This is a genomic window from Amycolatopsis sp. NPDC004625 (assembly GCF_040609695.1).
Taxonomy (GTDB): Bacteria; Actinomycetota; Actinomycetes; order Mycobacteriales; family Pseudonocardiaceae; genus Amycolatopsis.
The window spans coordinates 1-12960 of sequence record NZ_JBEXKX010000027.1; the positions used below are offsets into that span (position 1 = coordinate 1).

The 12960-nt window shown below is 73.9% G+C and carries 13 protein-coding genes; 6 read left to right on the forward strand and 7 right to left on the reverse strand.

All coding sequences use genetic code 11. From position 1 onward, the window contains the following. Positions 1–234 precede the first annotated feature (234 nt). Genes ABZW17_RS27910 through ABZW17_RS27920 form a run of 3 tightly spaced genes read left to right on the forward strand, consistent with a single transcriptional unit; the run spans position 235 to position 3109 of the window. Positions 235–1362: a hypothetical protein gene (locus ABZW17_RS27910; protein ID WP_354820394.1), complete on the forward strand. Its 1128-nt coding sequence runs from the start codon at positions 235–237 to the stop codon at positions 1360–1362. Continuing rightward, the gene (locus tag ABZW17_RS27915) at positions 1359–2270 is read left to right on the forward strand and encodes an ABC transporter ATP-binding protein (protein WP_354820397.1); all 912 of its coding nucleotides are present in this window, start codon (positions 1359–1361) and stop codon (positions 2268–2270) included. Before ABZW17_RS27910 ends, ABZW17_RS27915 begins: the two co-directional genes overlap by 4 nt. Beyond that, on the forward strand, positions 2267–3109 hold the full coding sequence (locus ABZW17_RS27920; RefSeq protein WP_354820400.1) for an ABC transporter permease: 843 nt from the start codon (positions 2267–2269) through the stop codon (positions 3107–3109). The genes ABZW17_RS27915 and ABZW17_RS27920 overlap by 4 nt, the downstream gene beginning before the upstream one ends. Here ABZW17_RS27920 and ABZW17_RS27925 read toward each other — a convergent pair. Beyond that, complete coding sequence (locus tag ABZW17_RS27925; protein ID WP_354820403.1) at positions 3099–3905, reverse strand: lipase; 807 nt, start codon at positions 3903–3905, stop codon at positions 3099–3101. The two genes, ABZW17_RS27920 and ABZW17_RS27925, sit on opposite strands and share 11 nt — an antisense overlap. A gap of 120 nt (positions 3906–4025) precedes the next feature. Beyond that, complete coding sequence (locus tag ABZW17_RS27930; protein ID WP_354820406.1) at positions 4026–6641, reverse strand: CHAT domain-containing protein; 2616 nt, start codon at positions 6639–6641, stop codon at positions 4026–4028. Positions 6642–6797: 156 nt separating this feature from the next. Between ABZW17_RS27930 and ABZW17_RS27935 the strand changes: the two genes are divergently transcribed. Next, positions 6798–7913, forward strand: a complete 1116-nt coding sequence (locus tag ABZW17_RS27935) for a S8/S53 family peptidase (RefSeq protein WP_354820409.1) — start codon at positions 6798–6800, stop codon at positions 7911–7913. On the opposite strand, the gene ABZW17_RS27940 is transcribed toward ABZW17_RS27935, so the two are convergent. Both ABZW17_RS27940 and ABZW17_RS27945 read right to left on the reverse strand, forming a co-directional pair. Beyond that, entirely contained in the window at positions 7910–8356 is a 447-nt protein-coding gene (locus tag ABZW17_RS27940) for a hypothetical protein (protein WP_354820412.1), read from the reverse strand. The genes ABZW17_RS27935 and ABZW17_RS27940 overlap by 4 nt on opposite strands. Then, a complete protein-coding gene (locus ABZW17_RS27945; RefSeq protein WP_354820415.1) occupies positions 8353–8913 on the reverse strand; it encodes a sigma-70 family RNA polymerase sigma factor in 561 nt (186 codons plus the stop codon). The genes ABZW17_RS27940 and ABZW17_RS27945 overlap by 4 nt, the downstream gene beginning before the upstream one ends. A 180-nt stretch (positions 8914–9093) precedes the next feature. On the opposite strand from ABZW17_RS27945, the gene ABZW17_RS27950 reads away from it, so the two are divergent. Further along, positions 9094–9258 (forward strand): hypothetical protein, encoded by a 165-nt coding sequence (locus tag ABZW17_RS27950; protein WP_354820418.1) that lies wholly within the window; start codon positions 9094–9096, stop codon positions 9256–9258. Here ABZW17_RS27950 and ABZW17_RS27955 read toward each other — a convergent pair. After that, positions 9255–10439, reverse strand: coding sequence for a glycoside hydrolase family 64 protein (locus tag ABZW17_RS27955; protein WP_354820421.1), 1185 nt, complete (start codon positions 10437–10439; stop codon positions 9255–9257). The two genes, ABZW17_RS27950 and ABZW17_RS27955, sit on opposite strands and share 4 nt — an antisense overlap. 37 nt (positions 10440–10476) lie before the next feature. Next, positions 10477–11400 carry an EamA family transporter gene (locus ABZW17_RS27960; protein WP_354820424.1) on the reverse strand — a complete coding sequence of 308 codons (924 nt, stop codon included), beginning with the start codon at positions 11398–11400 and terminating at the stop codon, positions 10477–10479. A gap of 76 nt (positions 11401–11476) precedes the next feature. Here ABZW17_RS27960 and ABZW17_RS27965 point away from each other — a divergent pair, with 76 nt between their 5' ends. Next, positions 11477–11974, forward strand: a complete 498-nt coding sequence (locus ABZW17_RS27965; RefSeq protein ID WP_354820427.1) for a MarR family transcriptional regulator — start codon at positions 11477–11479, stop codon at positions 11972–11974. On the opposite strand, the gene ABZW17_RS27970 is transcribed toward ABZW17_RS27965, so the two are convergent. Then, positions 11971–12915, reverse strand: a complete 945-nt coding sequence (locus ABZW17_RS27970; RefSeq protein WP_354820430.1) for an MBL fold metallo-hydrolase — start codon at positions 12913–12915, stop codon at positions 11971–11973. The two genes, ABZW17_RS27965 and ABZW17_RS27970, sit on opposite strands and share 4 nt — an antisense overlap. Between the last annotated feature and the right edge of the window lie 45 nt (positions 12916–12960).

A 12960-nucleotide genomic window follows, 5' to 3' on the forward strand; every position in this document is an offset into this window, starting at 1 on the left:
GTCGGGTTTGTCAAGGCGGGAAAGATGCCTTGACAAACCCGACCGCCGCCTGAAGGGATGGCTGGGATGAGGGGCGGGGGAGGTCTGGTGACGTCGTTGGTTGCCTTGCGTTGCCGGCTGTCGGGTTCGTGCGGGGGCGGTCCGGTCAGCTGCCGCTGCCGGCTGCCTGTCCGCGTCGGGTGAAACGCCGGCCGCAGGGCCATGGCGTACAACTGAGGGAAGAGGTGATGCCGGATGACACCCTCGCCTGCGCGGTGGGAAAAGCGGCGCCGGTGGGCGGTCGTTGCCGTTCTTGCCGCGCTTCTCGTCTCCGCTCCCTCTGTCGTTGCTGCCCTTGCCCCCGCCGGTGCTGCTGTTGATCCTGTCCGGTTGCGTGATCTTGTCCTCGGTTCCGCCGGACGGCCCTATCAGGGTTACGCCGAAAGCGCCGGGTCGCTGGCGCTTCCGGAACTGCCGAACCTCGGGGCCGTCACCGCGCTCTTCTCGATGCGGACGCCGATGCGGGTCTGGTACGCCGGGCCTGATCGGTATCGGGTCGATATTCTCGGGACCGCTGGGGAACATGATGTCTACCGGCTGCCCGATGGGGAATACACCTGGGACTACGGGGACAACACGCTCACCGAGCTGATCGGTGATCCCGGTGTCCGGTTGCCGCGGGGTGGGGACCTGTTGCCGCCCGAGCTTGCGCGGCGGATTCTGGGGGCTGCTCACGGTGATCCCGTGAGCTCGCTGCCCGGGCGGAACGTCGCCGGTGTTGCCGCGGCCGGGTTTCGGCTCGTGCCCGCCGATCCCGACACGACCATCGGACGCGTGGACGTCTGGGCGGATCCGGTGACCGGGGTGGCCGTGCGGGTCGAACTCACCGCGCGTGGGCAGGGGTCGCCGATCCTCGTCAGTGAGTTCCAGCAGCTCGAGCAGGCCACGCCGGTCGTCGAGGCGCCTCGGCCCGTGCTCGGGTCCGGGTTCACCGTGGCCAGCGCTCCGGATGTCGCCGACACGCTCGGGGCGTACAGCCAGGTGCCGCTGCCGGCGCGGCTGGCCGGGCGTTCGGTGACGTCGTCGGACTTCGGGGGCGTTCAAGGGACCGCGCTGTACGGTGCCGGGCTGGCCTCCTTCGCCGTGATCGCCGTGCCGCGGACCGTGGCCAACGCCGCCGGCGAGGCCGCCGGGAAGGCCGGTGCGGTGCAGGCGAGGCTGGCCGCCGGGAGCGTTGTGCAGCTGTCGATCACTCCGCTGTCGCTGGGTATCGTGCGGTCGTCCGTCTCGCGCCGCTCCTACCTGCTGGCCGGGACCGTGACGCCGGCCGTGCTGAAGTCCGTGGCGGACGAACTTTCGCGGCTGCGCCGGAGCGGGCCGTGATCGTCACGCGCGCGCTGACCAAGCGGTACGGGCGCACGGTGGCCGTCGACGCGGTCGACCTCGAGGTGCGCGAGGGTGACCGCTACGGCTTCCTCGGGCCCAACGGCTCGGGCAAGACCACCCTGGTCCGGATGCTGCTCGGCCTCGTCTACGCGACGGCCGGGGAGATCGAGGTGCTCGGCAAACCCGTGCCGAAGCGGGTCGCCGAGGTGCTGCCCGAGGTCGGCGCGCTCGTCGAAGGGCCGGCCGCGTACCCGCACCTGTCCGGGCGGCGGAACCTCGCGCTGCTCGACGCCGCCGGGCGCGGTGGTGGCCGTCGCACGCGCCGGCGTCGGGTCGGCGAGGCCCTCGAACAGGTCGGGCTGGGCGGGGTCGACCAGCGGCCGGTGAAGGCGTACTCGCTCGGGATGCGGCAACGGCTCGGGCTCGCCGGCGCGCTGCTGCGGCGGCCGCGGCTGCTCATCCTCGACGAGCCGACGAACGGGCTGGACCCGCAGGGCATCAAGGAGATCCGGGAGCTGCTGGTGGCGCTGAACGCGGGCGGCACAACGGTGTTCCTCTCCAGCCACCTGCTGGCCGAGGTGGAGCAGCTGTGCACGCGCGTCGGCGTCGTCGACCGGGGCCGGCTGGTGCTGGAAGAGGACCTGGCCACGCTGCGGGCGGCCACCGGCCGGATCCTGGTCGGCACGCCGGACCCCGCCGCGGCGGCCGCGGTCCTCGACGGGCAGCTCGAAGCCCGCGACGGCGAGCGGCTCGTCATCCGGCACGACGACCCGGCGGCGCTGAACGCCCTGCTCGTCGAGGCGGGCGTGCGCGTGACGTCCATCCACGCCGAGCAGCGGACGCTGGAACAGGTCGTGCTCGACGTGACGGGTCCGGGCTCGGACCGGTTCGGGGCGGCCGGATGATCGGCGTCGAACTGCGGAAGCTCGCGCTGCGGCCGCGGATCTGGGTGAGCGTGCTGCTGCTGTGCCTGCTGCCGGCCATCGTCGGCGTCTTCCTGGCCACGGCCGATTTCGCGCCGCCGCCCGGGCAGGGCGGCGCGTTCCTGTCGGCGGTGGTGAACGACGGCGCGCTGTTCCCGGCGGCCGCGCTCGCCCTGGTGCTGCCGCTGTTCCTGCCGATCGCGGTCGCGGTGGTCGCGGGCGACGCGATCGCGGGGGAGGCCTCCGGCGGGACGCTGCGGTACCTGCTGGTGCGCCCGGTCGGCCGGACGCGGTTGCTGGGCGCGAAAATGGTGGCACTGGCCGTGTACGTGACCGCGGCGATCGTCATCGTCGTGCTGACGTCGTTGGTGCTCGGGGTGTTCCTGTTCGGCACCGGCGGCACCCCGGGCGTCGCGGGCCCGGGCGGCCAGCCGGCCGGGGTGACGTCGTTGTCGGGGCAGTCGCTCAGTTCGTCCGCGCTCGGCCTGCGGCTGCTCGGTGCGGTGACCTACATCGTGGTGTCGATGCTGGGGTTCGCCGCCATCACCGTTTTCTTGTCGACGGTCACGGACTCGGCGCTGGGAGCCGCGCTGGGCGGGCTGGCCGCGCTGATCATCAGCTCGGTGCTGGAGACGCTGGACGCGGCCGCGTCCGTGAAGCCCTACCTGCCGACGCACTACTGGCTGTCGTGGATCGACTTCTTCCGCGACCCGGTTCTGTGGCGCAACATCGACCACGGGCTGCTGCTGCAGGCCGGCTACATCGTGGTGTTCTTCGGGGCGGCGTGGGCGAACTTCGCGACCAAGGACGTCACGAGCTGAGGCACTCCGCGGGCGGTTCGAGCGGGGTGGTGCCGAGGGCCTGCAGGACGATTTCGGTGACGGCGGGATCGGTCGGCAGGTCGCCGTGGGCGGCGGTGTTGCCGGGGCAGACCTGCTGGAGCGAGACGTTGACGGCGCCGTCGAGCCGGGCCGACTCCGGCGGGGTCACCGTCTCGTCCCGCTCGGTCCAGAGCGAAAGCCACGGCAGGGTCGGCGGGACCGGCTGCTTGGCCAGCTCCTGCAGCAGGCTGCTGCCCGGCGCGAGCTGCACGCACGCGGTGGGGCAGCCGCCGGGGACGAGCGCGCCGCCCGCCGCGGCCAGGCCGGTGCCGTGCATCGGCGCACCGAGCGTCACGACCCGGCGGGCCTGGTGCTTGCCGTTTTCCCGGCTGACCCACAACCGGGCGACGACACCGCCCGCGGAGTACCCGACGACGTCGACCGAAGGCGCGCCCTGTTCGTAGGCCTTCTCGACGGCTTCGGCCAGGACGCCGGCCTGTTCGACGAGGTCACCGGTGCCGTCGCCGGCCAGGGTGAGCACCTCGGCGGGGCGGCCGGTGGCCTGCCGGATCCGCTCGGCGAGGGTCTCCAGGGCGTCCCGCCCGCCGCCGTAGCCGGGCACGAGCAGCACGGGACCGGGCTTGTCCTGGTCCGGAACCCCGGTTTCCGGCGCGGCCTTCGCCCCCGAGGTGACGACGAACCCGGCGACGACGACCACGGCGAGGACCGCGGCGACGCTGCTCAGCATCAACCGCCGCCGCGGGCTGATCCCGCGCCACCAAGCCGTGACCCGCACCCCTCCATGATGACCCGTCCCACGCTCGCCCGCCGTGATCCAGCGGGCATCACCCGTGATTGAAGAGGCATCACCCGTGACTGCAGGGGCATCACGGGTGATGCCTCTTTGTGCACGGGGTCAGCCGGCGCCGTAGCAGACGTAGCTGGTGGCGGCGGGGGAGTCCGGGAGGTCTGACTGGGCGCGGGCCAGGGCCGCGGCCGGGGTGAGGCCCGAGGCCAGGTGGCGGTGGTGGCGGAGCATCAGGGCGCGCCCGGCGTCGTCGGGGATCGGGAGGACCGTGGCCACCAGGCTCGTCGTGCCCAGGGCGAGCAGGGCCGAGGCCAGGCCCAGCAGCTCGTCGCCCGCGTGGATCGCCGACCGGCCCGAGTCGCAGCCCGACAGCACCACCTGGCGCGGCGGGCGGGCCAGGCGTTCCAGGTCGTACACCGTCAGCGGGCCGTCGGCGAGCCGCAGCGCCGAGAACAGCGGGTTGTCCGTGCGGAACACCCCGTGCGCCGCGATGTGGCCGAGGGCCGCGCCGTCGAGGGCGGCGAGCACCGGCTCGACCCGCGCGGTGCGGCCGGTCAACCGCCGGGCGCCCGGGTAGCGGCGGGCCAGCGCGGCCACCTCCGCGGCGGCGTGCGGCAGCCCGGGACCGGCCACGACGACGTGGTCGCCGCCGGCACCCCCCGGCGCGGTCGCCGCGCGGTGCCACAGCGCCGCCGACGGCGCCAGCGACACCGGACGTCCCCGGCAGCCCGGCAGCGCCGGCCACGGCAGCTCGTGCAGCCGCCCGGTCGGGACGATCACCAGCGGACCGTCGCCGAGCGGGAGCGGGGCGAGCAGGAGGTCGTCGAGGCGGCGGGCCGTCCGGGCGGCCAGCTCGCCGGACGAGCCGAGGCCGAACGCCGAGCGCCGCAGCGCGAACCGCAGCTCGTCCAGGCGTTCCGCGGCCTCGGCCACCGGCCCGAGTTCGCAGCGCCGCAGCCGGCCGCCGGTGACGACGAGCGCGGACAGCCGGCCGGCCAGCTCCAAGTACTCGACCAGCGTCGCCGGGCCCAGCGCCGCCGCCAGCTCCGCGCGGCCCGGGATCGGGGTGTCCGATGTGGACACCCCGGGGGCGTGCCGGGCGCGGTCGCGCACCGCCTTCTCCAGCCGGGCCTGGCGGCGCAGCAGGGCCGGGGCCCGGCCGGGGCCGGCCGCGAGGTCGACGGCGATCTGGCGCACCGCGGCGAGGTCCGCGGCCAGGCCCTCGTCGTCCGGCGGCCGGGCCGGCCGCAGCCGCAACGCGCCGGCGTGCCGCAGCTCCGCCCAGCGCAGCACCGCTTCCGGGTGCCCGCGTTCGACGGCGAGCCGCAGCCCGAGCCCGGTCAGCTCGCTCGCGTGCCCGGACGCGTGGGCCCGCAGTTCGCTCGCCCCGAGCCCGGCCCGGAACCGGTCGATCACCCGGACGCCGGCGCGCACCGCGGCGTCCGCGCCCCGGCGGTCGCCATGGACCAGCCGCAGCAACGCCGTCGCGTGCCAGGCCCGGGCGCGCAGCTCGGCCGGGCCTCCGCGACCGGCCCGGCCGACGGCCGTCAGCTCCGCCTCCGCGACCGCCGGCCGGCCCAGTTCCAGGGCCAGCGTCGCGACGATCAGCCGCGCGTCCAGGGCCGCGACCACCCAGCCCGCGTCGGTGAGCGCCGTGACCGTGCGCTGTCCGAAGCGGAGCATCGCCGTCGTCCGGAGCCCGCTGTCACGCCGGGCGCGCAAGGCCAGGTAACCGCCGAGCGCGGCCCAGCCCGGACGGCGCTGCCGGGCCGCGGACCGCTGGGCCAGTGTCGCTTCGCGCAACGCCGTCCCGGGGTCGCCGTCGAGCAGCGCCACCTTCGCCAGCACCAGCCGCGCCTGGACGAGGTCGACAGCGTTGCGCCGGCGTTCGTACTCCGAGACGGCGTCCGTAGCGGCTTCGCGCGCTTCGGCGATCAGGCGGACCGACAGCAGCGTCTCGGCGCGTTCGATCGGCAGCAGGCCCGGGTCGGTCCCGGCCTCGTGGTAGCGCGCCGCGGCTTCGTCGTAGGCGGTGAGCGCGGCCGGGACGTCGCCGCGGACGGTGGCGGCGAGCCCGCGGTTCTGCCACACCATCGCCGTCCGTCCGATGTGGCCGGTCACGGCGAAGCCGGCCTCGGCGCGGCGCAGGTCGTCCTCGGCGCCCCGCCAGTCGCCCAGCCGGGCCAGCACGATGCTGCGGTTGGTGCGGATGGTGGCCTCGATCAGGGCGTCCCCGCCCGCCGCGCGCAACGCGGCGAGCGCGGCCGCGAACTCCGCGGCGGCGTCACCGAACCGGCTGATTTCGGTGAGCACGACGGCCCGCTGCATCCGCAGCCGCGCCGCCGCCGGCCCGGTCAGCTCGGGCATCGCGCGGTCCAGTTCGCGCAACGCCTCGGCCGTGCGGCCGGTCAGCGTCAGCACGTACCCGAGGACCCCGCGCGTCTGGGCGGCCCGCTCGCGCAGGCCGGCGCCGTCGGCCAGCCGGACCGCTGCTCGCAGCCGGGTTTCGGCGTCGTCGAGCCGGCCCGTGGAGACCCCGGCGATGCCGAGCGCGTGCTCGGCGACGGCGGCCGCCTCGGCGTGGCCGTTCGCCTCCGCGAGCGCCGCTTCGGCCAGCGCCCGCGCCTTGGCCGGCGCGGTGAACGCGAGGTCCGCGGCGGCGACGGCCTTCGCCAAGGGCCCGGTCATCGCGGGTTGTGCCCGCTTCCGGTGGCGGGTAGCCATCCGGCCGAATGCAGGCCGGCCCCGGCAACCGTCGCCGCGAAGTCACCCGGCCGTGGCTGTGGCCGGATTGGTACCCGTCGGCGCAGTATCTGACGGAGGGGCTCGCGGATCGGGTTGCCGACCCGTTCACCCATGACCGGCCCCGGAGGGGGACACATGACCCGATACCGCCATCGAGCCGGCGAACTGCTGGTCCATGCCGACGATTGTGCCGCGCTCGGCCCGCGGCTGGCAGCGTTCGGCTACCACCCGGCCGGGGGTTCCGGCCCGCTGCGCCGCTTCACCGGTACGCGCCCGGTGCCCGAGGTGCTCGCCACCCTGGGCGGCCGCGCAGGCCCGAACCACCTCTTCGGCCTCGACCGGATCATCTGGGGCGACCTGCGCCCGCGGCCGACCAACCTCGACCTGACCCCGGTGCCCGCGGCCGGGCACCTCCGGCTGCACGTCGGCGTCGTCGACACGGGCATCGTGCTCCGGGACGGCGAGCCGCACGAATTCCTCGGCAAACGCGTCCGCTACGACCCGGAGGACACCGTCCGGGTCGTCCGCGGCGAAGACGGCAACCCGGTCGGGTCCGCCGGTCACGGGACGTTCGTCGCGGGCGTGGTGCTGAAGCAGGTCGGACCGGACGTGGGCGTCCGGATGAAGGGCGTGATCGACGAGCAGAGCGGTGACGCGGAAGACCTCGCCGTGGCGAACGCGATCGACGACCTGCGCGAGGAGGGCGTCACCCTGATCAACCTGTCGTTCTCGGGCGAAACCTTCGAGGACCAGCCGCCGAAGGCGATCGAAGCCGCGCTGGGCCGGCTGTCCCCGGACACGGTCGTGGTCGCCTCCGCCGGGAACCGGGGGCTGCGGCAGCGGGTCTACCCGGCCGGGATCAAGCTCGCGCCCACGGTCGCCGGGCAGGTCGACGACAAGCACGCCCTGGTCCTGCCGGTCGGCTCGGCCGATGCCACCCGCCTCCCCGTCGTCGCGGACTTCAGCAACTTCGGGCCGTGGATCGCGGCCTACGCCGACGGCGTCGACGTGGTCGGCCCGTACTTCCACCGCGGCTACCCGGTGCAGCCGCCGGACGAACTCCCGAAGTTCAACGGGTACGCGGTGTGGAGCGGCACGTCGTTCTCGGCGGCGATCCTCTCCGGCAAGATCGCCGCGCTGATGGGCCCGGGCGTCACGGCCCGGGAGGCGGCCGGCAAGGTGCTCGAGGCCGCCGGCTCGATCACCGTGTTCGACGTGAACGGCAGCAGCGACGTGCCGTACGTGAGTTAGAGGCTCGCCCAGCCGGTGGTGACCGTCGTGCCGTCCGCGGCGGTCACCGTCACCCGGGTCGCGCCCCGCGGCAGGCCCGCCGCCGTGAACCAGCCTTCGGCGCCGATCGGGCGGACGTGCCGCTCGCCCGCCACCTCGATCACCGCCTCGCCCGTGGCCCCGGTGATCAACCCGCGCAGGGCGACCCGGCCACCGCCGTACTCCACCTGCAGCTCCACCGACACCTGCGCCGACTCGAACGACAGCAGGCGGACGTCGTCGCCGTCCGCGCGGACCGCGCCGGCCGCCGCCAGGTCCGAGTCGAAGGCCAGGTCCGCCAGTTCGGCGTCGAGGTTGCGGGTGGTCAGCGCCGCGCGGGCCTGGCGCAGGACGAGGTCCGGCACCGGGTCCGCCCGGCCGGCCGCCGCGCGCAGGACGTCCATGAGCTCGTCGTCGGTGGTCACGTCCGGTCCTCCGTTCCGAGCCCGGCCTGGCCGGCCCGCTCGCGCAGCCGGCCCAGGCAGCGCTGCCGGGTCGGGCCGATGCTGCCGACCGGGATGTCGAGGGCGGCCGACACCTCCGCGTACGACGGCGGGGGCGTGGCCATGAGCACCCGCAGCAGCCGGCGGCACTGGTCCGACAGCTTGTCCACGGCCCGCCACAGCGTGGCGTCGCGTTCTTCGAGCAGCAGGGCCGCGTCGACGGCCTCGCCGGGGGCCGGCTCGCTCTGCCAGACCTGGTCGTCGGCGGGGCGCTCCCGGTCGGTGCGGCGGATCTGGCGGAGGCACTCGTGCCGGGCCGTGGTGGCCAGCCAGCCGGGCAGCCGTTCCGGGTCCTTGATCCGGCCGAGGTTCTCGACGAGCTTGAGCCACGTCGTCTGGACGGCGTCGGCCGCGTCGGCGTCGGACAGCCGGTGGGCACGGGCGATCGACCAGAGCAGGCTCGCGTACCGGTCGACGAGGGCGTCCCAAGCCGCCTGGTCGCCGCGCGCGGCCGCCTCGAGCAGGGTCGTGGTGTCCACTTCACCTCCGGTTGCCCCGCTCAGCCTAACCAGGAGCGGCCCTTCGGACCGGTACGCCATCGGGGGACTCCTTCACGTCGTTCCCCCCGCTCAGCCGATCCGGTGAAGGCGCGGGAAATACCTGAACCGCCTTCCCGGCGGCCGTCGTGTGCCCGGTGGGAGTGGTGGAGGTGAGCGGTCATGCGGACCGTCCTGCTCGTGGTGCTGGTGGTGGACCTGGTCGCGTGCGGACAACCGGTGGTGGAGGTGAAGGGGACGGCGGTACCGGTGCCCGTGCGCACCGGCGCGCCCCCGGGCGAGCTGCTCGGGGACACGCCGGTGGCGCCGGTCGTCGTGAAGCTCTAGTTGAACGGGTCCAGGGTCAGGTAGGCCGTCGCCGGGTTGCCGTCGTTGACCAGGGATTCGTAGTGGCCGACGTCGTCGAAGGCGAACGCGTACGCCTTGCCGTCGGCCATCTGCGCGTGGATCTTGCGCGCGTACTGGTTGGTGACGGCGTCCTGGTAGAAGGCGGCCGAACTGGTGTCCGGCTGGTTCGCGTTGGTCAGCAGCGTCGAGCGGTTGAAGCCCGCGCAGAGCGTGCGTGAGATCTGGCCGCGGACGTCGTTGGGTGCGTCGAGGTTCTTGTAGCAGCCGAAAACGCTGTCGGAATCCGGCTTCTGGAACGCCGTCACGAACCCGCCGGACGTGGAGGTGAAGTTCATGGTGTTGCCGGAAACCCGGCCGTAGTACTTGACGTTCGGCTGGTCCGCCACCGGCGTCACGGTCAGCGTGGACGAGCTGTACTTCGTCCAGACGCGGTTGATGTAGTCCTGCAGCACGTTCGCGGGCAGCGCGCCGGCCTCGATGCCGTGGCCGGGCGCCAGCGCGCGCAGGACCGTGCCGTCGGACCGGGTGCGGATCAGGTTGGCCCAGCCGCCGGGCTGGCTGCGCAGCGACGAGTAGAAACCGTTGTAGCCGCCCGGTTTCAGGTGCCCGGTGCTCTTCGTGGTGCCGCCGGTGGGCTGCACGCCGACCGCGTACGGCGCGGAGAACATGTCCACCTGGGTGCTGTTGATCCAGAGGCCGCCGTCGTTGAGCGTGTACTCGGACCAGTTGAAGAGGATGGTGACGTTCGGGTCGGACGGGTTCTGGACGGCCGGTTGGACGAGCCCGCCGGTGGCGAGCTTGAAGACGAGCTTCTGCCCGTAGGAGAAGTAGATCCGGCCGGAGAACTTCGGGATCCGGATGGTGATCGACTGGCCGTTCGCCGGGCCGGGGATCGACGCGTCGGGTGCCGGGATCGGCGGCACCGCCCCGCCGGGCCAGGCGTGGAACCCGCCGTTCGCGTCGGCCCAGCCCTGCTGCCCGGTCGCCAGGTTCGTGCCCAGGTCGTAGAGGTACACAGCGTCGCTGCGCCCGGAGTTGTTGGTGATCTTCAGGGGGATGGTCGCCGGGACCGCCTCGGCGGCGGGGGCGGCCGCGGTGGCCACCGCGAGTGCCGCGGCCAGTACCACCAGCCGGTTCCGGACGGACGTTTTCGTGCGCACGGGCGCCTCCTCGTCGAGGCCGATGATCGCAAGTTGTTCAGACCATTTCAGCGTCGGTGTCCCGGTCGGCGGTTGTCAAAGGCTGATATTTATCAGCCCCCGTCCGGCCCAGCGGCTTCAGCTGCGCGGCCACGACGGCGGTCAGCACGATCGCCGCGCCGAACAGCTGCCACGGCGTCAGCCGCTGGCCGAGCACGAGCCAGCCGAGCAGCGTCGCGACGACCGGGCTGAGCAGGCCGAGGAACGTGACGTGCGTGGCGGACAGCGCGCGGATGCCGCGGAACCACAGGGCGTAGGCGAACGCGGCACCGATCAGCCCGAGGTAGGCGTAGCCCGCGAGGTTCGCGCCGGACAGCGACGCCGGCGGCGCGCCTTCGACGGCCAGGGCGACCGGCACGAGCACCAGCCCGCCCGCGACGAGCTGCCAGCCGGTGGTGGCCAGCAGGGGCGCGGGGGACGTCCAGCGCTTGCTCAGCACGACGCCGGTGGCCATCACGGCCGCGCCGCCGGCCGCGGCGGCGACGCCGACCGCGTCGAGGCGCGCGGTGGACTGCAGGACCAGGAGGCTGACCCCGGCCACCCCGGCGACGCCGGCGAGCACGGTCCGGCGGGTCAGGCGTTCGCCGAGCAGGCCGGTGGACAGGCCGGCGACGATCAGCGGCTGAAGGGCGCCGAGGGTGGCCGCGACCCCGCCGGGCAGCCGGTAGGCGGCGACGAACAGCAGCGCGAGGAAGGCGCCGATGTTCAGCGTGCCGAGCACCAGCGACTTCCACCACCAGTCGCCCTTCGGCAGCCGCCGGGTGAGCGCGACCAGCAGCAGCCCGGCGGGCAGGGCGCGGACGACGGCGGCCAGCAGCGGGCGGCCGGGCGGGAGGAACTCGGTGGTGACGAGGTAGGTGGTGCCCCAGATGGCCGGGGCCAGCGCGGTGACCAGGAGGACGGCGAGTCGGTTGTTTAGCACTAAGGTAGATTACCTCAGTGCTAAGACAAAAGGCTACCGTCTCACTTACCGCTAAGACATCCGTTACGCTGTGCCGATGGCCGACCACGTGGACCGGGTCCTCGAGCAGTGGCACGCCGAGCGCCCCGACCTCGACGTGTCCCCGATGGCGGTGATCGGCCGGCTGTCCCGGCTCAGCGCGCTGGTCGACGCGGAGCTGCGCCGCACGTTCGCCCGCCACGACCTCGACCGCGCGTCCTTCGACGTCCTCGCCACCCTGCGCCGCAGCGGGCCGCCCTACCGGCTGACCCCGACGGAGCTGATGCGCTCGGCGATGGTGACGTCCGGGGCGATCACCCAGCGCCTCGACAAGCTGGAGGCGCGCGGCCTCGTCGAGCGCACACCGAACGAGGCCGACGGCCGCGGGGTCCGGGTGGCCCTGACCGACGCCGGCGGCGAGCTGATCGACCGGACGCTGCCCGACCACGTGGAAACCGAGCACCGCATCCTGGCCGCATTGGGCGCGGACGAGCGCGAAGAACTGGCCGTCACGCTGCGGACGTTGCTGGAGAGCCTGGGCGGCCCGGGGTCCTAGGAGATCTGGCGGACCGGTTCGCCGCCCAGCAGTGAATCGAGGTCGATGCGGCCGCCCGCGGCGGCGAGGACCGCGTCGATCGCCAGGTCGACGTCCAGTTTGCGGCCGTGCTGGTCGGCGTACGCGCGCATCAGGTTGCCGATGTGGCGCTCCGGGTTGCGCCACCCCGGCCAGCGCAGGGATGCCTGCTTCGCCAGCTTCGTGAAGTTGGACTGGCGGGTCGTCGCCTCCAGCAGCCACTCCAGGTAGACGCGCATCGCGTGGAAGGCCGTGTGGCCCGGCGTCGCCACCGGGCCGTGGCCCGGCACCAGCGTGCGCGGCCGGAACGTGTCCTGGAGCCAGTCCAGCGCGTCGAGCCAGCCGGGGATCGAACCGTGCACGGCCAGCGGCGTGTCGCCGATGTACACCAGGTCGCCGGTGAACAGCGTGCCCGAGCGCGGCTCGTGAACCACCAGGTCGCCCGCCGTGTGCGCGACGCTCGGCACGGCCACGACGTCGACCGCCGCGCCGCCCAGGTCGAGCCGGTGCCAGCCGGCGACCGGCCGGACCGCTTCCGGCTCCGGTGGCTCGAGCACGCCCCAGCTCGTGTACGTGAAGACGTTGCCGTAGGTCTGCGGCCCGGCCTTGACCAGATCGAGGCTGCCGGGGGCGGCCAGCGCGGTGCCGCCGTCGCGGAGGGCGACGCCGAGGCCGTTGTGGTGCTCGCCGTGCGCGTGCGTGATGACGACCGTGAGCTCCTGGTCGCCCGCGTACTTGCGGACGTCGCGCAGCAGCTCGAGCGTCGCCTGCTCGGTGCCGCAGGTGTCGATCAGCGCCACGCCCTCGGTGCCCTGGATCCAGCCGCTGTTCGCGACGAACCACTCGGCCGGGCTCTTCACGTACGCCACCACTCCCGGGCGTGCGTGCCGGAGCGGGACGATGTTCGATCTGACGGCCGGCATGCTTTCCTCCCCTGAACTGACGAAGCGGTTAACGACGGCAGCCGG

What these genes read in the sequence shown, in the direction of transcription:
- ABZW17_RS27930 (WP_354820406.1), bottom strand. Translation starts at nt 6,641, where the DNA reads ATGGCTACCCGCCACCGGAAGCGGGCACAACCCGCGATGACCGGGCCC.
- ABZW17_RS27950 (WP_354820418.1), top strand. Translation starts at nt 9,094, where the DNA reads ATGCGGACCGTCCTGCTCGTGGTGCTGGTGGTGGACCTGGTCGCGTGC.
- ABZW17_RS27920 (WP_354820400.1), top strand. Translation starts at nt 2,267, where the DNA reads ATGATCGGCGTCGAACTGCGGAAGCTCGCGCTGCGGCCGCGGATCTGG.
- ABZW17_RS27965 (WP_354820427.1), top strand. Translation starts at nt 11,477, where the DNA reads ATGGCCGACCACGTGGACCGGGTCCTCGAGCAGTGGCACGCCGAGCGC.
- ABZW17_RS27910 (WP_354820394.1), top strand. Translation starts at nt 235, where the DNA reads ATGACACCCTCGCCTGCGCGGTGGGAAAAGCGGCGCCGGTGGGCGGTC.
- ABZW17_RS27970 (WP_354820430.1), bottom strand. Translation starts at nt 12,915, where the DNA reads ATGCCGGCCGTCAGATCGAACATCGTCCCGCTCCGGCACGCACGCCCG.
- ABZW17_RS27935 (WP_354820409.1), top strand. Translation starts at nt 6,798, where the DNA reads ATGACCCGATACCGCCATCGAGCCGGCGAACTGCTGGTCCATGCCGAC.